Origin of the sequence: Streptomyces viridosporus (assembly GCF_002078235.1) — a bacterium.
Lineage (GTDB): Bacteria > Actinomycetota > Actinomycetes > Streptomycetales > Streptomycetaceae > Streptomyces > Streptomyces viridosporus.
The window spans coordinates 1-21,359 of the sequence record NZ_MSGP01000184.1; the positions used below are offsets into that span (position 1 = coordinate 1).

At 74.6% G+C, this 21,359-nt stretch carries 20 protein-coding genes and 1 pseudogene; 13 read left to right on the forward strand and 8 right to left on the reverse strand.

Annotation, left to right across the window (positions count from 1 at the left end; translation table 11 throughout):
* Positions 1-890, forward strand: a pseudogene (locus B7L92_RS13920) (hypothetical protein); the annotation flags it as partial.
* Between the two features lie 64 nt (positions 891-954).
* Here the strand turns inward: B7L92_RS13920 and B7L92_RS13925 are convergent.
* Complete coding sequence (locus B7L92_RS13925) at positions 955-1,512, reverse strand: L,D-transpeptidase (protein ID WP_081237713.1); 558 nt, start codon at positions 1,510-1,512, stop codon at positions 955-957.
* A gap of 110 nt (positions 1,513-1,622) precedes the next feature.
* On the opposite strand from B7L92_RS13925, the gene tsaB reads away from it, so the two are divergent.
* The 5 genes from tsaB to B7L92_RS13950 all read left to right on the forward strand — a co-directional run bounded on the left by tsaB (position 1,623) and on the right by B7L92_RS13950 (position 5,713).
* Entirely contained in the window at positions 1,623-2,276 is a 654-nt protein-coding gene (gene tsaB, locus B7L92_RS13930) for a tRNA (adenosine(37)-N6)-threonylcarbamoyltransferase complex dimerization subunit type 1 TsaB (protein WP_081237714.1), read from the forward strand.
* A complete protein-coding gene (gene rimI, locus B7L92_RS13935) occupies positions 2,273-2,803 on the forward strand; it encodes a ribosomal protein S18-alanine N-acetyltransferase (RefSeq protein ID WP_081237715.1) in 531 nt (176 codons plus the stop codon). Before tsaB ends, rimI begins: the two co-directional genes overlap by 4 nt.
* A gap of 42 nt (positions 2,804-2,845) precedes the next feature.
* Positions 2,846-3,943: a tRNA (adenosine(37)-N6)-threonylcarbamoyltransferase complex transferase subunit TsaD gene (gene tsaD / locus B7L92_RS13940; protein ID WP_081237716.1), complete on the forward strand. Its 1,098-nt coding sequence runs from the start codon at positions 2,846-2,848 to the stop codon at positions 3,941-3,943.
* Positions 3,940-4,224: a hypothetical protein gene (locus B7L92_RS13945; RefSeq protein WP_081237717.1), complete on the forward strand. Its 285-nt coding sequence runs from the start codon at positions 3,940-3,942 to the stop codon at positions 4,222-4,224. Before tsaD ends, B7L92_RS13945 begins: the two co-directional genes overlap by 4 nt.
* Before the next feature lie 436 nt (positions 4,225-4,660).
* The gene (locus tag B7L92_RS13950; RefSeq protein WP_081237718.1) at positions 4,661-5,713 is read left to right on the forward strand and encodes a LacI family DNA-binding transcriptional regulator; all 1,053 of its coding nucleotides are present in this window, start codon (positions 4,661-4,663) and stop codon (positions 5,711-5,713) included.
* Positions 5,714-5,759: 46 nt separating this feature from the next.
* On the opposite strand, the gene B7L92_RS13955 is transcribed toward B7L92_RS13950, so the two are convergent.
* Entirely contained in the window at positions 5,760-6,944 is a 1,185-nt protein-coding gene (locus B7L92_RS13955) for a THUMP-like domain-containing protein (protein ID WP_081237719.1), read from the reverse strand.
* 90 nt (positions 6,945-7,034) lie between these two features.
* Between B7L92_RS13955 and B7L92_RS13960 the strand changes: the two genes are divergently transcribed.
* The 4 genes from B7L92_RS13960 to groL all read left to right on the forward strand — a co-directional run bounded on the left by B7L92_RS13960 (position 7,035) and on the right by groL (position 11,106).
* Positions 7,035-7,973, forward strand: a complete 939-nt coding sequence (locus B7L92_RS13960) for a polysaccharide deacetylase family protein (RefSeq protein WP_174703962.1) — start codon at positions 7,035-7,037, stop codon at positions 7,971-7,973.
* The gene (locus B7L92_RS13965) at positions 7,970-8,758 is read left to right on the forward strand and encodes a polysaccharide deacetylase family protein (protein ID WP_081237723.1); all 789 of its coding nucleotides are present in this window, start codon (positions 7,970-7,972) and stop codon (positions 8,756-8,758) included. The genes B7L92_RS13960 and B7L92_RS13965 overlap by 4 nt, the downstream gene beginning before the upstream one ends.
* A 299-nt stretch (positions 8,759-9,057) precedes the next feature.
* Entirely contained in the window at positions 9,058-9,366 is a 309-nt protein-coding gene (gene groES, locus B7L92_RS13970; protein WP_037939482.1) for a co-chaperone GroES, read from the forward strand.
* A gap of 114 nt (positions 9,367-9,480) precedes the next feature.
* A complete protein-coding gene (gene groL / locus B7L92_RS13975) occupies positions 9,481-11,106 on the forward strand; it encodes a chaperonin GroEL (protein WP_004984411.1) in 1,626 nt (541 codons plus the stop codon).
* 259 nt (positions 11,107-11,365) lie between these two features.
* Here groL and B7L92_RS13980 read toward each other — a convergent pair whose 3' ends face one another.
* From B7L92_RS13980 to B7L92_RS13990, 4 genes are all read right to left on the reverse strand, one after another.
* Positions 11,366-12,319, reverse strand: a complete 954-nt coding sequence (locus B7L92_RS13980; RefSeq protein WP_081237725.1) for a hypothetical protein — start codon at positions 12,317-12,319, stop codon at positions 11,366-11,368.
* A gap of 67 nt (positions 12,320-12,386) precedes the next feature.
* Entirely contained in the window at positions 12,387-12,530 is a 144-nt protein-coding gene (locus B7L92_RS40645; RefSeq protein WP_159461032.1) for a hypothetical protein, read from the reverse strand.
* A gap of 11 nt (positions 12,531-12,541) precedes the next feature.
* A complete protein-coding gene (locus B7L92_RS13985) occupies positions 12,542-13,705 on the reverse strand; it encodes an ARPP-2 domain-containing protein (RefSeq protein WP_081237727.1) in 1,164 nt (387 codons plus the stop codon).
* Complete coding sequence (locus tag B7L92_RS13990; RefSeq protein WP_081237729.1) at positions 13,702-15,141, reverse strand: hypothetical protein; 1,440 nt, start codon at positions 15,139-15,141, stop codon at positions 13,702-13,704. Before B7L92_RS13990 ends, B7L92_RS13985 begins: the two co-directional genes overlap by 4 nt.
* A 389-nt stretch (positions 15,142-15,530) precedes the next feature.
* On the opposite strand from B7L92_RS13990, the gene B7L92_RS41585 reads away from it, so the two are divergent.
* The 3 genes from B7L92_RS41585 (at position 15,531) to B7L92_RS14005 (ending at position 19,521) form a co-directional block, all read left to right on the forward strand.
* Positions 15,531-16,862: a multinuclear nonheme iron-dependent oxidase gene (locus B7L92_RS41585; protein ID WP_438363993.1), complete on the forward strand. Its 1,332-nt coding sequence runs from the start codon at positions 15,531-15,533 to the stop codon at positions 16,860-16,862.
* A 115-nt stretch (positions 16,863-16,977) separates the two neighbouring features.
* Positions 16,978-17,799: a TIGR04222 domain-containing membrane protein gene (locus B7L92_RS14000; RefSeq protein WP_081237731.1), complete on the forward strand. Its 822-nt coding sequence runs from the start codon at positions 16,978-16,980 to the stop codon at positions 17,797-17,799.
* Between the two features lie 87 nt (positions 17,800-17,886).
* The gene (locus tag B7L92_RS14005; RefSeq protein WP_081237732.1) at positions 17,887-19,521 is read left to right on the forward strand and encodes an alpha/beta hydrolase; all 1,635 of its coding nucleotides are present in this window, start codon (positions 17,887-17,889) and stop codon (positions 19,519-19,521) included.
* Between the two features lie 35 nt (positions 19,522-19,556).
* Here the strand turns inward: B7L92_RS14005 and hemQ are convergent, their stop codons facing one another.
* Together hemQ and hemG are read right to left on the reverse strand one after the other, a co-directional pair.
* Complete coding sequence (gene hemQ / locus B7L92_RS14010; protein ID WP_004981978.1) at positions 19,557-20,285, reverse strand: hydrogen peroxide-dependent heme synthase; 729 nt, start codon at positions 20,283-20,285, stop codon at positions 19,557-19,559.
* Between the two features lie 5 nt (positions 20,286-20,290).
* A partial coding sequence (hemG, locus tag B7L92_RS14015; protein ID WP_081237734.1) for a protoporphyrinogen oxidase occupies positions 20,291-21,359 on the reverse strand: 1,069 nt, incomplete at its 5' end.

Below are 21,359 nucleotides of genomic sequence, written 5' to 3' on the forward strand. Positions count from 1 at the left end.
GCGTCCCGGCCCCGGCGGCCCCCTCCCGGTCGGCCGGCCGCGACGGCGACCCCGGGTACGCGCTGGTCCGCCTGCGGGTGGTGCGCACGGCGCTGGAGGCCGGCCTGCCGCTGCGGCGCGGGGCGTGGCCCAAGCGGGCGCAGCTGCCGCCGCTGCTGCCCCAGGTGTGGGGCCTGAAGCTGTTCCCGCACCCGGGCGGCGCCGACGGACTCGCCCTCGACCAGCGGCTGGCCGCGCTCTCCGGCCCGGCGCGCGCCGCCTGTGTGCTGCGCGGTCTGGAGCGGCTCCCGGACGGGGACGTGCGCGAGGTGCTCGCGGCCGCGGGGGTCGCCGACCCGGACGCCGCGCTGGCCGAGGCCGACCGGGCCCCCGCCGCGTACCACCTGCTCGACTCCCCCGAGTTCGACCCCTGCGCGCTCCAGGCCCGGCCGTCCGATCTGCTGCGCCGCCGCCGTCGTCTGAACGCCGTGCTGGTGGCCGGGGCCGCGCTCGCCGTCTGCGGGGCGCTGCTGAGCCCGGCGGGCGACGGCCGGGGCCCCGACGGCGCCGCCGCACCCCCGTACGCCCGGAACCCGGCCGCGCGGGCGGCGCTGGACCCGGAGGAGCTGACCCGGGTCTCCCCCACCGCCTGGAAGACCTCCGCACGCGTCGACTTCTCGGTGTGGCCCGCACGCGGCGGTCTCACCGGTGACACGGCCCTGCTGCGCCGCGCCCTCGCCGTCTGGGCTCGGCCGGGCGGGAGCGTCCAGGTGTCGGCGACCCCCGGCACCCCCTCCGGCGGGCCGGCCGGTCCGCCCCAACTGCTGTACGCCGGGGCGGTCGACGGCGCGCGCGTGGTGATCCTCCACGACGGTCTGCGCATCGCCCGGTACGCCGAGCCGGCGGACGGCCGCGACCACCGCGACCACCGCGAGGCCGCGTAGCCGGCCGGGCCGCCCGGGCCGACCCCGGCGGTCACGGGATGACGACGACCTTGCGGCCAATCGTCGCGAAGCCCCACATCGCCGCGCCGTCGGCACGGCTCTCGCGGACGCCGCCCGTCCGCTTCTTCGGGTCGAGGAGCGGGGGCGAGCCGTCGACCGCCGCGCTGAAGCCGATCGTCGTGCCGTCGACGGCGGCGAAGCGGACGACGTGCTCGACCGGAACGCCGTCCGACCCGGTGACGCGCTGGGAGCGGGACGTGACCCGGTAGGAGCCCGGCGCGGGATCCACCGTGCCGGGGCTGACCCGGAACGTGCGCCTGACCCCGCCGTCGCTCCCGACCAGCCACACCCGGTCGTCGTCGAGGGAGTACACGACCCGGGTGCCCTCGCCGGACCGGCCGGGCAGGGCCGTGGGGTGGTTCTCGTCCCGCGGCGCCTTGAGGACGGCCGGCGCGTCGCCGGCGCTCGGGCGGCGCAGCTCGGCCGGGACGTTCGCCGCCGCCCGGTGGCCGAGGAAGCCGACCGTCGCGAGGGCCGCCGCGGTCAGCCCCGCCACGATCGCCGAGCTGGTGCCTGTCACCGTCGCCACCTCTGTCCTGATCTGTCCCGTCCTGTGCGCATGTGGACGCGACCGTAGCAGCAAGCGACCGGTCGGCCGTCACGGCCGTGGCCGGGGCGCGGGAGCCGTAGGCTGTTTGCGTGCTCTTGCTCGCTCTGGATACCGCCACCCCCGCCGTCACCGTCGCGCTGCACGACGGCCGCGACGTCATCGCCTCGTCGAGCCAGGTGGACGCCCGCCGCCACGGCGAGCTGCTGCTCCCGGCGATCGACCGGGTGCTCGCCGAGGCCGGTCTGAAGCTGGACGCCGTCACCGGGGTCGTCGTCGGCACCGGTCCGGGCCCGTACACCGGGCTGCGCGTCGGCCTGATGACCGCGGACACCTTCGGGCTCGCGCTCGGCGTCCCCGTGCACGGGGTGTGCACGCTGGACGGTCTGGCCTACGCGGCCGACCTGGAGGACCCCTTCGTCGTGGCGACCGACGCCCGCCGCAAGGAGGTCTACTGGGCGCGCTACGCCGACTCCCGCACCCGCCTCACCGACCCGGCCGTCGACCGGCCCGCCGACATCGCGGCGCAGGTCGAGGGCCTGCCCGCGGTCGGCGCGGGCGCGCTGCTGTACCCCGGCACCTTCCCCCGGGCGCACGAGCCCGAGCACGTGTCGGCCGCCGCCCTGGCCCGGCTGGCCGCCGAGAGGCTCGCGGCGGGCGAGGAACTGCCCGCGCCCCGGCCGCTGTACCTGCGCCGGCCCGATGCCCAGGTCCCCAAGAACTACAAGGTGGTCACCCCCAAGTGACCGGACCCGAGACCGTCGTGCTGCGCGAGATGCGCTGGTGGGACATCGAAGCCGTGCTGGCACTGGAACGGGAGCTGTTCCCCGACGACGCCTGGTCGCGCGGGATGTTCTGGTCCGAGCTGGCCCATGCGCGCGGGCCCGGGGCGACCCGGCACTACGTCGTCGCCCGGGAGGACGACCGGATCGTCGGGTACGCGGGCCTCGCCGTCTCCGGGACGGCGTCCGACGGCGGTTCCGACGGCGGCTCCGACGCCCCGGTGGCCGACGTCCAGACCATCGCCGTCGCCCGCGACCACTGGGGCACCGGCCTCGGCTCGCGGCTGCTGACCGACCTGCTGCGGGCGGCGACCTCCTTCGAGTGCGGCGAGGTCCTGCTGGAGTGCCGGATCGACAACGTCCGCGCCCAGAAGCTCTACGAGCGCTTCGGCTTCGAGACCATCGGGGTCAGGCGCGGCTACTACCAGCCGGGGAACGTGGACGCCCTGGTGATGCGGCTGACCGACCCGTCCGCCCCCACGACCCCGTGAACCCCCCGAATCCCGTGAACGGCGTACAAGGAACCGAGACCCATGGCTGACGAACCCCTGGTGCTGGGGATCGAGACCTCCTGCGACGAGACCGGCGTCGGCATCGTCCGCGGCACCACCCTGCTGGCGGACGCCGTCGCCTCCAGCGTCGACGAGCACGCCCGCTTCGGCGGCGTCGTCCCGGAGGTCGCCTCCCGGGCGCACCTGGAGGCGATGGTGCCGACGATCGACCGCGCGCTGAAGGAGGCGGGGGTGAGCGCGCGCGACCTGGACGGCATCGCCGTCACCGCCGGTCCCGGCCTCGCCGGCGCGCTGCTGGTCGGCGTCTCGGCGGCCAAGGCGTACGCCTACGCCCTCGGCAAGCCCCTGTACGGCGTCAACCACCTCGCCTCGCACATCTGCGTCGACCAGCTGGAGCACGGGGCGCTCCCGGAGCCGACGATGGCGCTGCTGGTGTCCGGCGGGCACTCCTCGCTGCTGCTGTCCTCGGACATCACCTCCGACGTCCGCCCGATGGGCGCCACCATCGACGACGCGGCCGGCGAGGCCTTCGACAAGATCGCCCGCGTGCTGAACCTCGGCTTCCCCGGCGGCCCGGTCATCGACCGGTACGCGAAGGAGGGCGACCCGGCCGCGATCGCGTTCCCGCGCGGTCTGACCGGTCCGCGCGACCCGGCGTACGACTTCTCCTTCTCCGGGCTGAAGACGGCCGTGGCCCGCTGGATCGAGGCGAAGCGGGCGGCGGGGGAGGAGGTGCCGGTGCGCGACGTGGCGGCCTCCTTCCAGGAGGCGGTCGTCGACGTGCTCACCCGCAAGGCCGTGCGCGCCTGCCGGGACGAGGGCGTCGACCACCTGATGATCGGCGGCGGTGTGGCCGCCAACTCCCGGCTGCGGTTCCTCGCCCAGGAGCGCTGCGAGGCGGCCGGCATCCGGCTGCGCGTGCCGCGGCCCAAGCTGTGCACGGACAACGGCGCGATGGTGGCGGCGCTGGGCGCGGAGATGGTCGCCCGGAACCGCCCGGCCTCCGACTGGGACCTGTCGGCGGACTCCTCGCTGCCGGTGACGGACCCGCACGTGCCGGGCGAGGCCCACGCGCACGACCACGTGCACGAGGTGAGCGGGGAGAACCTGTACCCGTGACGGTCGCGCTGATGTGGGAGGCCCGGGCCGCGGAGGGCCGGGGCGAGGAGCTGCTGGCCTGGGCGCGGGCGCAGGAACTCGCCGGTGAGCCGCTGCGCCGGGAGACCTTCCGCGCCCCGCGGGACCGGGTCCTGGTCATCACCTGGTGGGACGCCCCGTACGACGCGGAGCTCCCCGAACTGCCGGAGCCGGCCGGGGAGCTGGTCACCCGGGCGGTGCACCGGTGGCGGTTCGAGTCGGTGGCGGCGGAACAAGGCCCCGTGCGGAACAAGGCCCCGTAAGGCCCACCGCGGGGCGGGTCTGGTCGTCCTGCCGCGCGGGCCCGGAGGGGAGGACGCGGGCGTCCACCGTCCGGGCGGCGGACGTCCACCTCCGCCGCGGCGGTCGTGCCGCGGGCGGGGTCGAGTGGTGTCCCGCCGGGGCGGAGGAGGCGCGCCCGCGGTCCCGTTCGACCGCCTTCCGCGCCGGCGACGGTATGCGGACCGCCTGCCGGATCGGGAGCGGGAGAAGGCGGTTCCGGTGGCCGAGGAGGGCCTGATCCCCCGCCGGGGCGCCGCACCGGAGCGGGCGGGCCGGAAGGGACGGCGCCGCCCGTCGTTCCGTACCGGCCGCACGGGCCGATCGGCCGCATGTTTCGACGTACTCGCCGAATGTTCCGGGAATTCATGGCGCCCGGAACTCTTCGTCGAGGGGGTTCGCAGAGATACGATCGCCGCCATGACTTCCCCGCAGCCCGCTGAAACCAGGACGCGAGGGCGCGGCACGCAGACCGCCACCCTCGCCGAAATCGCCCGCGAGGCCGGCGTCTCCGCGCCGACTGTTTCGAAGGTGCTGAACGGGCGTGCCGACGTCGCCCCCGCCACCCGCAGCCGGGTGGAGGAACTGCTGCGCTCCCACGGCTACCGGCGCCGCCGCGCCGAGGCGTCCCGCTCGCCCCTGATCGACCTGGTCTTCCACGAGCTGGAGAGCGCCTGGGCGATGGAGGTCATCCGGGGTGTGGAGAACGTGGCCCGGGACGCGGGCCTCAGCGTCGTGCTCTCCGAGAGCGCGGGGCGGCTCACGCCGGGGCGCACCTGGGCCGATCAGGTCGCCGCGCGCCGCCCGCACGGCGTCATCCTCGTCCTGTCCGGCCTCGACGAGTCCGGGCGGGCGCTGCTGACCAGCCGCTCCATCCCGTTCGTGGTGATGGACCCGGCCGGGGACCCGGGCACCGACGTGCCCTCCATCGGCGCGACCAACTGGCAGGGCGGGCTCGCGGCCACCCGGCACCTGATCGATCTGGGCCACACCAGGATCGGGGCGATCAGCGGGCCCTCGCGGATGATGTGCAGCCGCGCCCGCATCGACGGCTACCGCGCCGCCCTGGAGACCGCCGGACTCCCGGTGGACCCCGGTCTGATCATGACGGGCGACTTCCACCACGAGGCCGGCTACCGGCAGGGTCTCGCCCTGCTGCGCCGGGAGGACCGGCCCACCGCCGTCTTCGCCGGCAACGACCTCCAGGCCCTCGGGCTGTACGAGGCCGCGCGCGAGCTGGGGCTGCGGATCCCCGAGGACCTGAGCGTGGTGGGGTTCGACGACCTGCCGGTGGCCCGCTGGGTGGGGCCGCCGCTGACGACCGTGCGGCAGCCGCTGACGGAGATGGCGGAGGCGGCGGCCAAGCTGGTCCTCGACCTCGGCCGGGGCGAGGACCCGGTGGCGGCGACCCGGGTGGAGCTGGCGACGAGCCTGGTGGTGCGCAGCAGCACGGGAGCGCCGGCGGGGACGTGAGAGCCCGCCCGGCGGGTTGCGCGCCGCCGCTCCGCCTCCGCGGGCCTCACCGCAGCGGATGCCCGAGCAGCATCGTCGGGGCGCCGGCGACGCGGGTCAGGAACACCGTGACCGACCCGGTGCCGTACGGCTTGGGCAGGACCTTGCGCCGCAGCTCCTCCGGTTCCACCGCCGAGCCGCGCTTCTTGACGGTCAGGGTGCCGACCCGCCGCTCCCGCAGCAGCGCCTTCAGCTTCTTGACGTTGAAGGGGAGGTGGTCGGTGATCTCGTAGGCGGTGGCGTACGGCGTCGGACGGTGCTCGTCCGCGGTGACGTACGCGATGGTCGCGTCGATCAGCCCGCCGCCGAGGTCCTGTGCGACCTCGGCGACGAGGTGCGCGCGGATGACGGCGCCGTCGGGCTCGTACAGGTACCGGCCGGGCGGCCGGACCGCGGGGTCGGGCAGGCCGCGGGAGAGCAGGGTGCGGGGGCCGGGCAGCAGGGTCGCCCGGACCGCTCCCGGACCGGTCGCCTCCCCGGTGCCGAACCACAGCACCGCCTCCTTCACGTCCCCGCCGTCCGAGATCCACTCGGCCTCCGCGTCCTCGGGCACGGCCTCGTGCGGGATGCCGGGCGCGACCTTGAGCGCGGCGGCGCGGGAGGCCGCGCGGGCCGCCCCGACCGCCCAGGACAGCGGGGGCGAGTACGCCTCGGGGTCGAAGACGCGGCCCCGGCCGCCGCGCCGGGCCGGGTCGACGAAGACGGCGTCGTAGGCGGCCGTGTCCACCTCCGTCACGTCCGCCTCCCGCACCTCGATCAGGTCCGCGAGCCCCAGCGCGTCGGCGTTGGCCCGGGCCACCGCCGCGGTGAGCGGATCCCGGTCCACCGCCAGTACCCGGATCCCGGCGCGGGCCAGGGCGATCGCGTCCCCGCCGATCCCGCAGCACAGGTCGGCCACGGACGTCACGCCCCGTTCCCCGAACCGCCGCGCCCGGTACGCGGCCACGCCCGCCCGGGTCGACTGCTCCACCCCGTTCGGCGTGAAGAACATCCGCCGGGCGTCCTCGGCCCCGAACTTCGCCACCGCCCGCTGCCGCAGCCGCGCCTGGCCGAGCGCCGCCGACACCAGCTCGGCGGGGTGCTCGCGGCGCAGCCGGGTGGCGACGGCGAGTTCGTGCGCGGGATCGGTGTCGCGCACCTCGTCGAGGAGGGCGCGGCCTTCGGGGGTGAGGAGCGGGGCGAGGTCGTTCACCGGCTCATTGTGAGCCAGTCGGTGGACCGTGCGCCTCCGGCCGCGGTGTCGGGCCGGATCCCGTTGGGTGGACTGCGAGGATCCGGCTCCATGCGAGTAGTAGGACAAAATGACAAAAAGGGGTCCGGTTGCCGGTCGTCGGGCGGTGCGCGGATCGGCCTCGCCGTGCTTGCGCTCGCCGTCCTCGCCTCGGGCTGCGGGCGGGACGGGGACGGCACCGGGGTCCCGCCGGCGGGCGGCCGGCAGCGCCTCGAGGCGCCCCCGGCCCGCGCCCTCGACTCCTACGCCGCGAAGCTGCGCGCGGCGCACGCCGCGAGGGTCGCCACCGCGAAGCGCTGGGGACTGAGGAAGGTGCCCCTGACCGCCCCTCCGGCTCCGAAGGAGAAGCCGCGGATCACCACCCGCGCGGGCTTCGAGGTCGACGGCCACCGCCGGCTGGGCCTCCCCCCGGTCTTCACCACCGTTCCCACCGAGGAGAAGGTCGTCTTCCTCACCATCGACGACGGCGCCGAGAAGGACCCCGAGTTCCTGCGGATGATGAGCGAGCTGAGGATCCCGTACAGCGCCTTCCTCAGCGACTACCTCGTCAGGGAGGACTACGGCTACTTCGGGAGGATGCAGGACCGGGGCGTCGCCCTGCACAACCACACCCTGCGCCACCCCGCCCTGCGCGGCCTGCCCTACGCCCGCCAGAAGCGCGAGATCTGCGGCATGCAGGACGTCATCGAGGAGCGCTACGGCGAGCGCCCGGTCCTCTTCCGCCCGCCCTTCGGCACCTACGACAAGGCCACCCTGCACGCCGCGAAGGCCTGCGGCATCACCCACGTCCCCCTCTGGAACGAGGAGGTCTTCGCCGACCGCTGGGAGTACCGCGAGTGGGACCGCGCCCTGCGCCCCGGCGACATCGTCCTCAGCCACTTCCGGGGCCGCCGGGAGTGGAAGGGCACGATGCCGGACATGATCCGCCGCTTCCTGGACAAGGTCACGGCCGAGGGGTACGCGGTGGGGCGGCTGGAGGACTACCTGTGAGGCGCCGGGGGGCACCGGCCGCCCTCCTCACGGCCGCCGCCCTGCTGGCCGCGCCCGCCGGGTGCGGTCCGTCGGCGGGGCAGGGGGACGGGACGTCCGTGCACCGGGCCGGGGAGAGGAGCGCGCAGGACGGCGCGAACCAGTCGCCCGGCGACGGTCCCGCACCGGGCGGCGGCGGACCGCCCGTCGTCGACCACGTCCCGACCGACGACGAGGTCGTCTTCCTCACCTACGACGACGGCGCCGAACGCGACCCCCGCTTCGTCGAGCTGGTGCGCGAACGCCGCCTCCCCGTCAGCATGTTCCTCACGGACAGCGTGGTGGGCCCCGGGTACGCCCACTTCGCCCGCCTGCGCGCGGTCGGCGCGAGCCTGCAGAACCACACCCTCGACCACCCCGCCCTGCGCGGCCTGCCCTACGCCGGCCAGCGCGCCGAGATCTGCGGTCAGCAGCGCAAGCTCGAGTCCCGCTTCGGCGTCCGCCCGCACCTCTTCCGCCCGCCCTACGGCACGTACGACGCCACGACCCTGCGTGCCGCCGCCGACTGCGGCATCGCGGCGGTCGTGCTCTGGCGGGTGACGCTGGACGGCGACGGCGACCTCGCGTACACCCGCGGCGCGCACCGCCTGACCCGCGGCGACATCGTCTCCGTGCCGTCGGTCGACACCCCGTCCCTGTCCCTGGCGGACCGGACCGCACGGCTGCTGCGCGAGCTGGAGGAGCGGGGGCTGCGGGTGGGGAGGCTGGAGGACCACATCCGGCGAACCGGCCCGTCCGCCGTTTGAGGACGGGGCCGTTCGGGTCGAAGCGGGACCCGGGGGCGGCGGCCCCGGGGGTGGTCGCCGCAGCGCCGGCAGGCCGCACACACCCGTGCGAACGTCACCCCCGTACCGCCGACGCGCCGCGGGCAATTGGCACTCCGCTTGACCGAGTGCTAATCGCGGTCATAGTCTCGGGTCTGGCACTCCCCCCTGGAGAGTGCCAACTACGCGACGGGCAGGTCCGGCACCCGCGACGACGGATCGACCTGGTCGCCACCTCAGACAGTTAACCCCGTGAGATCTCCGAAGGGGGAGGTCGGATCGTGACGACCGCCAGCTCCAAGGTTGCCATCAAGCCGCTCGAGGACCGCATCGTGGTCCAGCCGCTCGACGCCGAGCAGACCACGGCTTCGGGCCTGGTCATTCCGGACACCGCCAAGGAGAAGCCCCAGGAGGGCGTTGTCCTGGCCATCGGCCCGGGCCGCATCGAGGACGGCAAGCGCGTCGAGCTCGACGTGAAGGTCGGCGATGTCGTGCTGTACAGCAAGTACGGCGGCACCGAGGTGAAGTACAACGGCGAGGAGTACCTCGTCCTCTCGGCCCGCGACGTCCTCGCGATCATCGAGAAGTAAGTCACCTCGAAGCACTTTTGCTCGAACTGCGCCCCTGGCCCCCGCATCCGATAAGGAGCCGGGCGCCCGGGGCGCAGTGATGTCACCCAGATTTCCGAGAGGGCTCCCGCTGCCATGGCGAAGATCCTGAAGTTCGACGAGGACGCCCGTCGCGCCCTCGAGCGCGGCGTCAACAAGCTTGCCGACACGGTCAAGGTGACGATCGGCCCGAAGGGCCGCAACGTCGTCATCGACAAGAAGTTCGGCGCCCCCACCATCACCAACGACGGTGTCACGATCGCCCGCGAGGTCGAGATCGAGGACCCGTACGAGAACCTCGGCGCCCAGCTGGTGAAGGAGGTGGCGACCAAGACCAACGACATCGCGGGTGACGGCACCACCACCGCCACCGTGCTGGCCCAGGCGCTGGTCCGCGAGGGCCTGAAGAACGTCGCCGCCGGTGCCTCCCCGGCCGCCCTGAAGAAGGGCATCGACGCCGCCGTCGCCGCGGTCTCCGAGGACCTGCTCGCCTCGGCCCGCCCGATCGACGAGAAGTCCGACATCGCCGCCGTCGCCGCGCTGTCCGCCCAGGACCAGCAGGTCGGCGAGCTCATCGCCGAGGCGATGGACAAGGTCGGCAAGGACGGTGTCATCACCGTCGAGGAGTCCAACACCTTCGGTCTGGAGCTGGACTTCACCGAGGGCATGGCCTTCGACAAGGGCTACCTGTCGCCGTACTTCGTGACGGACCAGGAGCGCATGGAGGCCGTCCTCGACGACCCCTACATCCTCATCACGCAGGGCAAGGTCTCCGCCATCGCGGACCTGCTGCCGCTGCTGGAGAAGGTCATCCAGGCCAACTCCTCCAAGCCGCTGCTGATCATCGCCGAGGACGTCGAGGGCGAGGCCCTGTCGACCCTGGTCGTCAACAAGATCCGCGGCACCTTCAACGCCGTCGCCGTCAAGGCCCCCGGCTTCGGCGACCGCCGCAAGGCGATGCTGCAGGACATGGCCGTCCTCACCGGCGCCACGGTCGTCTCCGAGGAGGTCGGCCTCAAGCTCGACCAGGTCGGCCTGGACGTGCTCGGCTCCGCCCGCCGCGTCACCGTCACCAAGGACGACACCACGATCGTCGACGGTGCCGGCAAGAAGGAGGACGTCGAGGGTCGCGTCGGCCAGATCAAGGCCGAGATCGAGACCACCGACTCCGACTGGGACCGCGAGAAGCTCCAGGAGCGCCTCGCGAAGCTGGCCGGCGGCGTGTGCGTGATCAAGGTCGGCGCCGCCACCGAGGTGGAGCTGAAGGAGAAGAAGCACCGTCTGGAGGACGCCATCTCCGCGACCCGCGCCGCGGTCGAGGAGGGCATCGTCTCCGGTGGTGGCTCCTCGCTGGTCCACGCCTCCAAGGTCCTCGAGGGCAACCTCGACAAGTCCGGCGACGAGGCCACCGGTGTCGCGGTCGTCCGCAACGCCGTCGTCGAGCCGCTGCGCTGGATCGCGGAGAACGCGGGCGTCGAGGGCTACGTCATCGTCTCCAAGGTCAAGGAGCTCGAGAAGGGCAGCGGCTACAACGCCGCCACCGGCGAGTACGGCGACCTGGTCAAGGCCGGCGTCATCGACCCGGTCAAGGTGACCCGCTCCGCCCTGGAGAACGCCGCCTCCATCGCCTCCCTCCTGCTGACGACCGAGACCCTGGTCGTCGAGAAGAAGGAAGAGGAAGAGCCGGCCGCCGCGGGCCACGGCCACGGCCACGCCCACTGAGCGACACGCTCGTAGCCGGAGGCCCGGCACCCCTGACGGGGTGCCGGGCCTCCGCCGTTGTGTGCCCGCCGCACGGGGGCCGCGCCCGCCCCGCCGGGACCGCGGGCTCCCTCCTCGTCACCCTGCCGGGCCGGTGCCGGTGCCGGCGCCGGTGCCGGACGCCGGGAGGAACGGGAGGCGGAAGGGCGAGGGGCGGCTGACGCGTCCGGGCCCCCGCCACGAAAGGCGGGGGCCCGGACGCGGAGTGCGCGAGCGCCGGTCAGCCGCGGGTCAGCCGGACCGCCGTGGTCTCCGTGACCGTCACCGGCTGGTCGTAGTCCGGGTCCGTGGCCGTCGCACGCGCCTCGACCTCCACGTCGCCCTGCTGGAACGGTACGGATCCGGTGGGCGTGGCCGTCGCGGTCCAGTCGACCGGTGCGCCCGGAGCACAGGACACCGACGTGGAGTACGAGCCGCGGATGAGGTCCCGCCTCTTCACCTGGGTGATGTCACCGGACACGTCCACCCGGACGGGCTTGTTGCAGCTCACCGTGCCGTGCAGGGTGGCCTTGCCGTTGAGGGTGCTCGCGGTGCCCTTCAGCGCGACGGCGAGGCCGAGGTCGAGCTCGGCCGGCGGGGGCGGGTTGTCGATGTGCACCTCACCGCGGGCGGCGGAGGAGCCTCCCTCACAGTGCTGCACGAAGGTGGCGTCGAGCTTCCTCACGTATCCCTGCGGGCCGAACTCCACCGCGGTGATGGTGAATTCACCGGTGAGGGTGTTGCAACCGCGGCCGTTGCCGCTGAGGGAGAGGCCGGGTTCGGTCGGCTCGTTGAAGGGGTAGCGGGTGGCTCCGGTGTACGTGCCCGGCGCGAGAGCCGTGCCGGAGGGTGCGGCGAGGTCGAGGTACCACCAGTCGCCGTTGGCTCCGTCCACGGAGAGGGAGACGACGTCGTTCCCGGTGTTGGCCGAAACGTTCAGGCGGTCCCGGGACGAGGTCGAGTAGGCGTAGGACCGGCCGCCACTGACCCAGTCGTCCTCGTCGCCGCTGAAGCCGAAGGAGCCCTCGGCGACCGGCTGCGCGTGCGCCTCGGTCCCGGGCAGCAGTCCGGTGGAGCCGGTGGCGAGGCCCAGGGCCAGTGCGAGGACGACGGCGGCGCGGCCGAGGACGCGTCTGGGAGCGGTGAGTTTCACGGACGTACCCCCTGCGGAGATGGACTTTCCTTGTGCTGACATGAACCGTTCATCAGCGGGGCGAGTCTGCCAAGCGCGCGGGAGTGCTACAACTGGGTTTCCTGAGGCTTCAGTTGGTGTTCAGGTCGCGCTCGGGCGCCCCCGACAACCAGTCGAACCTGTGCTGGATCAGGGCCTGTTCGCCGAGAACCTGGTTGCACAGGCCGACCGTGTACGCCTCGTCGCCGCGGTCCCGCGATGCCGTGGCGCGCATCCCGCCGGGCGTCACCGACTTCGGTATCCGTCCAGGACGTCCTGGCGGAGCAGGTGACCGAAGCCGGCGGACTCCAGCCGCAGGCCCAACTGGGCCTCGGTGACGCCGAGGCCGGCCGCGGTGTCCGCCAGGTGCCAGTCGTGGGCGGCGAGCCGGTCGAGGAGGTGACCGCGGCGGACCTGGCTCTCCGACAGCCGGAACGTCTTGAGGTAGACGATCCTGCCCCCCTCGTCGGTGATGGCCTCGCCGATGTGGTTCTCCTCCTTGGGGCGGAACACCGGCAGGAAACGGGAGAGGGTGAAGCGTCCCGCCCGGTGGACCGTCCGCCAGGTGTACGCGTGGTCCAGCAGGCCGCCGGCCATGGTCGTGTCGTGGAAACGCGCCCAGGCGTCCTCCTGGTCGGCGACCGCCGTGCGCAGCTCGGCCAGGGAGCGGATCCGCGCGTCGTCGACGCGGGCCCGGAAGTCCGGCACCGGCGGCATCAGCGTGGCGTAGTGGTGGATCAGCTCGCCGAACAGGTCCTGCAGGAGGGTCGGGTGGAGGGCGCGGTAGTCGTCGGGGTGCGGGACCGCGAACGCGGCGGCGAGCGCGTCGGCGACGTAGAGCAGCACGCCGCACTGACCGGGGTGGATCTCGAAGACCCGCAGCGCGTCGGCGAGCCCGCGCACCTCGGTGCCCAGGTACGCCTCCTCCGTGCGCGGGGAGAGCCCTCGGCGGATCGCGCGCTGCGACCACTCCTCCCAGGCGATCGAGGGGCCGCCGAAGTGCAGTGCCAGATAGCCCTCCAGCGCCAGGTGCAGGGGGAGGAACCGCAACCGGCGCTTGGCCTCGCGGCGGGCCGTTCTGCGGTGGAAACGCAGGCCCGTCGTGGCGAGGGGGGCCGAGTCGCCGTCGGTGGGCATCTGGGTGCCGTAGGCGGCTGCCGGCGTGCCGTCGCCGGTCCAGGTGGCGACGAATCCGTGCGGGACGTAGGAGACGTAGGCGTGGCGCGGGCGGACCTCGACCGGAATCGTCGCGTCGTCGTACAGCCGCGCGTGCAGACGGAGGTCCTCGACGGGTTCGTCGCGCACGAGCGGCACCAGACGGACGGCTCCCCAGACCTGGGAGGGGCGGACCTCCAACCCGGTCAGGTCCAGCCGGGCCGGGTCCGGTCGGGTCGGGTCCGGTGGGGTCATCGCGCACGCTCCCGGTCGTGGTCGCTCAGCATCCGGGCCGCGCGGGCGTCCAGATAGGCGGTCAGTTCGGCCAGGCCGGTCCGGCCCTCCGCGAACTGGGCCAGTTCCACCAGCGCGGGAAGGTCCTCGGCGTCGCGGATGCCCACGGCGGGCACCGTCGGGGACAGCCGGCGCACGTCGAAACCGGCCGCGTCGTAGACGGGGTTGACGTGCACGACGCCGGTGCGGCGCCCGGGGTCGAGCCGGGTCCGCCAGATCCGCAGCACCTCGGCGGCCAGGCCGGGGGGCGCGTTGTCCCAGCCGTCGGAGACGATCACCAGTCGGGACGGGGCGGTGTCCAGCGCGTCGAGGATCCGCCGGCCCAGCGGCGTCGGCCCGTACGGGCGGGCGAGCAGCGCGTCGGTCCGCCCGGACGTCCACAGCCCGGTGTAGCGGCCGGCGAGGGCCGCGAGCAGGTAGTGGCAGGCCAGGGCCACGGCCAGCGGCCGGCGGCGCTTGTGCGCCGAGCCGGAGGCGGAGAAGCTGTCGTCCAGGACGGCGGTGACCTCGCCCCAGCTCCCCCGGTGGGGGCCGGCCACCCGGCCGGCGGCCGACTCCAGGGCACGGGTCAGCTCGGCGCGCCGGCGCAGGCGGTCCTCGACCGGCAGCGAGAGCACGTAGGCCGCCAGCCGGGTCAGCGGCATCCCGGCCAGGTCCGCCCGTACCCGCGAGGCCCCGTGCCGGTGCGCGGAGTCCTGCAGCCGCAGGGTCTCCAGGCGGGTCATCCGCGGGGCGATGCGCTCCAGGAACACCTCCCGGGGGATGCCGTGCCGGGCGGCGAAGCCCTCGGCGACCGTGTAGGGCAGCTCGTACAGGGCGGCCTGCTCGTGGTGCGCCCGGCGCCACGTCTCCAGGAGGGGTGTCGCGTAGCGCTTGCGGGTCGCCGGCGCGAACAGGAACGCCCCCAGCTCCTCGTCGGCGGGGGCCAGGTGCGCGTGGCGCAGGGCCCGCTTGAGGCCGTTGCGGTACTTCACGGCGTCGAACGCCGGGTCCGGCCGGGCGGACAGCCAGTCGCGCATGATCGCGCGGCAGCGGCGGTTGTTCACCCCGGCCCGGCGCAGGGCGTCGAACAGCCCGTACACGCGGTGCGGCGGCAGCGTCGCCAGACGGCACGCGATCAGACGGCCTTCACGGCGGCGCTGCTCGGCGGTGGCCTCACCGGCGGTCTCCAGCAGCCGCCGGATGACGAGGACCGCGTTGTGGTCGTTGATGTCGAGCGCGAGGACCCCGGCGTACAGGTCGCGGTAGTTCCCCAGCACGTACGCGTGGAGGAAGTCCAGGGAGAGTCGCTGCTCGTCCGCGTCGCCGTGGAATTCGCGCTGGCCGGTCGAGGTGATCGCCGCGTTGACGAAGAGCAGGACGTCCTCGGCCGCGACGAGGTCCCCGTAGGCATCCATGCGGTTCTTCCCCCTGGGTGTGGACGCCGGCCGGGGAATGGGGGCGCGAGCTGCGAATCATTGCTTCATAGGCAGGTTCCGGAAGTCGCACCGGAGTCCCGCGGCCGGCCACCGGACCGTAACAGGGCGGGCCGCGGGCCCTCCACCGACTTTCCGCCGCCCCGTCGACCGGGGGCCGTCGTCGGCGGGGCCACCCCGGCCGCCGGGCCGGAGAGCGGTGTGTGAGGGTGGGCCCGCAGGACTGGAGGAAGCAGGAGGGGGCGGCGATGAGCCGGGTGCTCTACGCGGAGAAGTCGTGGAACCCGCTGGCGCGGACCGTGGAGCTCACCGGGGAACGGTTGCGCAGGGGCGGCCGGACGACACCGCTGGACGAGCTGAACCTCGCCGCCATGGCCGAGGCGTTCCTGCGGGGGCGCTGGCTCGGCGGCGGCGGTACGGAACGCCCCCTGGAACGGCTGGCGGAGGGCCGCGGGGCCGTCCCGGTCACCCGGGTGACCGGGACCACCACGCCCCTGAAGGTGCACCGGGCCGCCGAGTTCGCCCGCGCCCTGGGCGAGTTGGCGGTCCGCGGGTGCGGTGGCCCGGACGCGGTGGCCGCCCTCGCCGAGCGGGCCACGGCCCTCGGGGCGCCGCTGGTCACCGAGCACATCGCGTTCGTCCGGGCGGGCGGGGCGCCGACCGCCTCGCCGCGGCTCGAGGCCGGGCACCTGCTGCCCGTGCCGCGCACCCGCGACGCCCTCGACGTGCTGTGCGAGAACGTCCGCGTCGCCCAGGACGCGCTGCCCGTGCCGCTCGCCGTGGAGAACATCGCCGCGCTGATCTCGTGGCCCGGCGAGGAGATGACCGAGGGCCAGTTCCTGTACGAGCTGGCCGACCGCACCGGGGTGCGGCTGCTCGTCGACGTGGCCAATCTGCACACCAACCACGTCAACCGCGGCGAGGACCCGGCCGAGGCGCTCGCCGAACTGCCCCTGGAGGCCCTCGCGTACGTCCATGTCGCCGGCGGTGTCGAGCGGGACGGCGTGTGGCACGACAGTCACGCCCACCCCGTCCCCCGGCCCGTCCTCGACGTCCTCACCGACCTCGCCTCCCGGGTCTCCCCTCCCGGCGTGCTGCTGGAGCGGGACGAGAACTTCCCGGAACCGGCCGAGCTGGAAGGCGAGTTGGCAGCCATCCGGGACGCGCTGGAGAAGGGGGCGTCGGCGAAGGGCGCGGCGGGGAAGGGCGCGAGGGAGCGCGTCGAGGTGGCGGCAGGGGCCGCGGGTGCTCCCGCCGCCCGTCCCGGGCCGGACCGGGGCTCCCTCGAACCCGCCCGGCAGCGGCTCGCCCTCGCGCAGACCGCGCTGCTGTCCGCGCTGGTCGCCGGGACGCCCGTGCCCGAGGGGTTCGACCGGGTGCGGATGGCGGTGCAGGCGCGGGCGCTCGCCGCGAAGCGGGCGGACGTCGTCGCCAAGGTCGCGCCCGAACTGCCGGTGATCCTCGGGGCGGAGTACCGGGCCGCCTTCCTCGCGTACGCGCAGGAGCGGCCGATGGGCGGGGGCTACCGGCGGGACGCGCTGGACTTCGCCGAGCACCTGCTGCGGGCCGGGCGGCCCGGGGAGGCGTGGGCGCGGCGTGAGCTGCGGGAGTGGTGGCTGGAGCGGTCGGGGCCGAGGCCCCGGTCACGGCGGCCGGCGGTGCGGCTGGCCCGGGCGACGCGGCGGGTGCTGCTGCGGCGGTGAGCCGCGGCGGCCCCCGTCCGGACATCCCGGCGGAACGCCGCATATCGACTGCACTCCGTCCCGGATCGTGAACGGGGCATGGTGTTTTCGCGACCGTGTCCCTTACAAACGGTCCATGTTCTGGGTCCTCCTCCTGCTGCTGGCCTGGGTCGTCGCCGGTGCGGCGTGCGCCCGGCTGTGTCTGGCCGCCGTCCGCGCGGCGGCCGTCGAACGCTCCGGCGCGGCCGACGGCGGGGAGTGCGATCCGGCGGCGGTCCCCCTGACCCTGTACGAGGCCGCGTTCCTGTCCGGCGGCCCCCGGCGGGTCGCCGACCTCACCCTGGTCTCCATGGCGCGCCAGCGGCGTCTGCTGCTGGCGCGCACCGGCTGGGCGACCGTGGTCGACCCGCACGGCCGGGACGACATGGAGCGGTCCGTGATAGGGGCGATCGGGCCGGAGGGTCAGTCCCCCCTGGCGCCCGTACGGGCCGCCGCGGCGACCGCCGACCCGGTGCGCGGCCTCGCCGACCGGCTGGTCCGGGCGGGGCTGGCCGTGCCCGAGGGCCACACCGGGACGACGATCGCCGACGCGGTCCGCCAGGTGCGGCTCGCCGCGCCGGCCGTGGCCGCCCTGGGCGCCGCCGCCCTGCTGCTGCCGACCCCTTCGGAGACGCCGCGCCACATGGTCGCCCTGTGGTTCGCCCTGCCGCTCGTCCTCACCCTGGGCTGCCTGGCGACGGCCCGGTTCGAGGTCCACCCGTACTCGCGCTGGGCCTCCCCCGCCGGCCAGCGGCTGCTGGGGGCCCTGCACCGCGGGGCCGGCGGCACCGGTGACGACCGCACGTACCTCACCTCCGTCGCCGTGCGCGGCATCCGCGCCGTCGGTGAACCGGACCTGCGTGCCGCCTTCGCCCACGGGGGGCACGGCCGCCGCGCCGGGGGCGAACAGGAGTACTGACGGCGACACCCGCGCACGGTGCTTGCCTTACCCAACCGCCAACCGAAACATCCCTTTTGTCGCCGTCGTGCACCGAAGGGATATGTGATGAGAACCGCCGCCGTCCACGTGGCCGCCGGGTCCCTGCTGCTCACCACCCTGGCCGCCGCGCCGGCCGGCGGCGCTCCCCGCGCCACCCCGGCCGCCCCCTCCGCGGCCGAGCTGCGCGGCACCGCGGTGGCCGTCGCGCGCGCCGCGCGCGAGGGCATCGAGTTCGGCGCGTGCCCCGCCGCGGAGGGCCTGCCGGGCACCGTCCGGTGCGGCACGGTCACCGTTCCGCTCGACTACGCCCGGCCGGACGGCAAGCGGATCGAACTCACCGTCAGCCGGGTCCGGGCCACGGGCGAGGACCCCGCCGGCGGCAGGCGCAAGGTGCCCCGGCAGGGCGCCCTGGTCTACAACCCGGGCGGGCCCGGCGCGAGCGGCGTGCCCTTCCCGCTCCTGGGCGCGCTCCCCGAGTGGAAGCGCATCGCCGCGGCCTACGACCTCGTCGGCTACGCCCCGCGCGGGGTGGGCCGTTCCGCGCCGCTGTCCTGCACGGACCCGAAGGAGTTCGCCAAGGGGCCGACGGAGGCACCGGTCCACCCCTCGGAGGCGTACAAACGGAAGCGCGTCGCGCAGGCCCGGGCGTACGCGCGCGGCTGCGCCGAGCGGGCCGGGGACGCGCTGCGGCACTACACCTCGCTCAACAACGCGCGCGACCTGGACGTCCTGCGCGCCGCGCTCGGCGAGAACCGGCTGACGTACCTGGGCGCGTCCTACGGCACGTACCTCGGGGCGCTGTACGCCACGATGTTCCCCTCCCACGTGCGGCGGATGGTGTTCGACTCGGCGGTGAACCCGGACCCGGAGCGGATCTGGTACCGCAACAACCTCGACCAGTCGGCCGCGTTCGAGGACCGCTGGGCGGACTTCCGGGCGTGGGCCGCCCGGCACGACGACGTGTACGGGCTGGGCGGCACGCCGGGCGAGGTGCGGCGCAGCTACGAACGGGCGAGGAAGCGGCTGGCGGAGGAACCGGCCGGCGGGGAGGTCGGGCCGGAGCAGTTGCAGGAGGCGTTCCTGCAGGCCGGGTACTACGACGACCACTGGCCGCACCGCGCGCACGCCCTGTCGGCGTATCTGAAGGGCGACCCCGGGCCGCTGGTCGAGCAGGCCCGGGCGTATCCGGAGGCGGCGGCGGAGAAGGAGAACGCGCGGGCCGTCTACCTCGCCGTGGAGTGCAACGACGCGCCCTGGCCGACGGACTGGGCGGTGTGGGACCGGGACAACACCCGGCTCGCGCGCCGGGCGCCCTTCGAGACCTGGGCCAATGTGTGGACCAATCTGCCCTGCGCCTACTGGCGGGCGCCCCGGCAGCAGCCGCTGGACGTGCGCGCCGGGCACGGCGAGCTGCCGCCGACGCTGATCCTGGCGGCCGAGCGGGACGCCGCCACTCCGTACGACGGCGCCCTGGAGCTGCGCCGCCGACTGGCGGGGTCGGCGCTGGTGACCGAGCGGGACGCCGGCACCCACGGCATCGCGGGCGGGCCGAACGCCTGCGTGAACGGGCACCTGGAGGCGTATCTGCTCGAGGGGCGGGTGCCGGGGCGGCACGCGTCCTGCGCACCGCGCCCGGAGCCGGAACCGAGGCCGACGGGCGGGCCGGTCCGGAAGGCGCCCGCCGACCGGCCGGCCGCCTGACCGGGGACGGTCGGGCGGCCGGGCGGACGGACGGATCAGGCCAGGCCCGCGACCAGTTCCGCGACGTCCTTGCGGCGGCCCGTGAAGAACGGGACCTCCTCGCGGACGTGCATCCGGGCCTCGGAGGCGCGCAGGTGGCGCATGAGGTCGACGATGCGGTGCAGTTCGTCGGCCTCGAAGGCGAGGATCCACTCGTAGTCGCCGAGGGAGAAGGAGGCGACCGTGTTGGCGCGCACGTCCGGGTAGCCGCGGGCCATCTTGCCGTGGTCGGCGAGCATGCGGCGGCGGTCCTCGTCGGGCAGCAGGTACCAGTCGTAGGAGCGCACGAAGGGGTAGACGCTCACGTAGTCGCGGGGCGTCTCGTCGGCGAGGAACGCCGGGATGTGCGCGCGGTTGAACTCGGCGGGGCGGTGCAGCGCCATGTTCGACCAGACCGGGGCGAGGGCGCGGCCCAGCCGGGTGCGGCGGAAGAGGTTGTACGCCTCCTGCAGCTGGTCGGCGGTCTCGGCGTGCCACCAGATCATCAGATCGGCGTCGGCCCGCAGGCCCGACACGTCGTAGGTGCCGCGGATCGTGACGTCCTTGGCGGCGAGCTGGTCGAACAGCTCCTGGACCTCCTCGGCGTACCCGGCGCGGTCCTCGGGCAGCACGTCCTTCAGTCGGAAGACGGACCACAGGGTGTAGCGGATGACCTCGTTGAGGTCCTTGGCCAGCTTGCCCTTGTTCGGGATCCGGTCGGGGGCGGGGGTGGTGGCGTCGCTCATGTCCCTTATTCTCCTGCTCCTCCGTGGAGGCTTTGCACCGGGTCGGCGGTGAGCTGCTGCGCGGCGCGCAGGTCACCGTGGATCTGGTCGGCGGCGGCGTACGCGCTCGCGATGCACGCGGGGATGCCGACGCCGTCGTAGGCCGCGCCGCACACGGCCAGCCCCGTGAGGCCCGCGAGGTGCTCGCGGACGCGGGCCACGCGCGCGTGGTGGCCGACGGGGTACTGGGGCAGGCCGTCGTCCCATCGGGTGACGCGGGTGGCGACCGGGGTGGCGTCCAGGCCGGTGGCCGCCTTCAGGTCGTGCCGGGAGACCTCCACGAGGTCGGCGTCGTCGCGGCGGAGGACCTCCGTCTCGCCGTGGCGGCCGACGGAGGTGCGCAGCACGACCAGACCGGGGTCCTCGTCGGCGATCCAGCCCCACTTGTTCGAGGCGAAGGTGGCCGCCTTGATCGTGCGGCCGTCGACCGGCGGCACCAGGAATCCGCTGCCCTCGGGGAGGCGGGTCTCCGCGCGGCGGTAGGCGAGGGTGATCAGCGCCATGGAGGCGTACTCGACGCCGGCCAGTTCGGCGGCGGCCCGGGGTGCCTCGGCGCGCAGGAGGCGGGCGGCGGCCGGGGCGGGGACGGCGACGACGACCGCGTCGGCGGACAGGTTCCGGTCCCCGGCGACGATCCGCCAGCCGCCCTCCGGCGTCCGGCGCAGCTCCGTGACCGGCGTGCCGGTGAGGACGTCCCCGCCGCGCGCCCGCACCGACTCGGCGACGGCGAGCGGCAGGGTGCCCACTCCGCCCTCGATGCCCATGAACACGGGACCGGTCTGCGAGGCGGCGGCGGACCTCGCCTGGATCTCGCGGACCCCCTCGGTCAGGGAGGTGTGGGTGCGGGCGGCCTCGAAGAGCTGCGGGACCGCCGAGCGCATCGAGATGCGGTAGGCGTCGCCCGCGTACACCCCGCCCAGCAGGGGCTCCACCAGGCGGTCGACGACCTCGCGGCCCAGGCGCGCCGCCACGTACTCCCCGACCGCCACGTCGTCGCCGACCTCGGTGCGCGGCAGGTCGGCGACGACGTGGCGG

Bases quoted from the DNA above. Each gene is read 5' to 3' on its own strand.
- tsaD (WP_081237716.1), top strand. From the start codon at position 2,846: ATGGCTGACGAACCCCTGGTGCTGGGGATCGAGACCTCCTGCGACGAG.
- B7L92_RS13950 (WP_081237718.1), top strand. From the start codon at position 4,661: ATGACTTCCCCGCAGCCCGCTGAAACCAGGACGCGAGGGCGCGGCACG.
- B7L92_RS13960 (WP_174703962.1), top strand. From the start codon at position 7,035: ATGCGAGTAGTAGGACAAAATGACAAAAAGGGGTCCGGTTGCCGGTCG.
- groL (WP_004984411.1), top strand. From the start codon at position 9,481: ATGGCGAAGATCCTGAAGTTCGACGAGGACGCCCGTCGCGCCCTCGAG.
- B7L92_RS13980 (WP_081237725.1), bottom strand. From the start codon at position 12,319: ATGTCAGCACAAGGAAAGTCCATCTCCGCAGGGGGTACGTCCGTGAAA.
- B7L92_RS40645 (WP_159461032.1), bottom strand. From the start codon at position 12,530: ATGCGCGCCACGGCATCGCGGGACCGCGGCGACGAGGCGTACACGGTC.
- B7L92_RS13985 (WP_081237727.1), bottom strand. From the start codon at position 13,705: ATGACCCCACCGGACCCGACCCGACCGGACCCGGCCCGGCTGGACCTG.
- B7L92_RS13990 (WP_081237729.1), bottom strand. From the start codon at position 15,141: ATGGATGCCTACGGGGACCTCGTCGCGGCCGAGGACGTCCTGCTCTTC.
- B7L92_RS41585 (WP_438363993.1), top strand. From the start codon at position 15,531: ATGGCCGAGGCGTTCCTGCGGGGGCGCTGGCTCGGCGGCGGCGGTACG.
- B7L92_RS14000 (WP_081237731.1), top strand. From the start codon at position 16,978: ATGTTCTGGGTCCTCCTCCTGCTGCTGGCCTGGGTCGTCGCCGGTGCG.
- B7L92_RS14005 (WP_081237732.1), top strand. From the start codon at position 17,887: ATGAGAACCGCCGCCGTCCACGTGGCCGCCGGGTCCCTGCTGCTCACC.
- hemQ (WP_004981978.1), bottom strand. From the start codon at position 20,285: ATGAGCGACGCCACCACCCCCGCCCCCGACCGGATCCCGAACAAGGGC.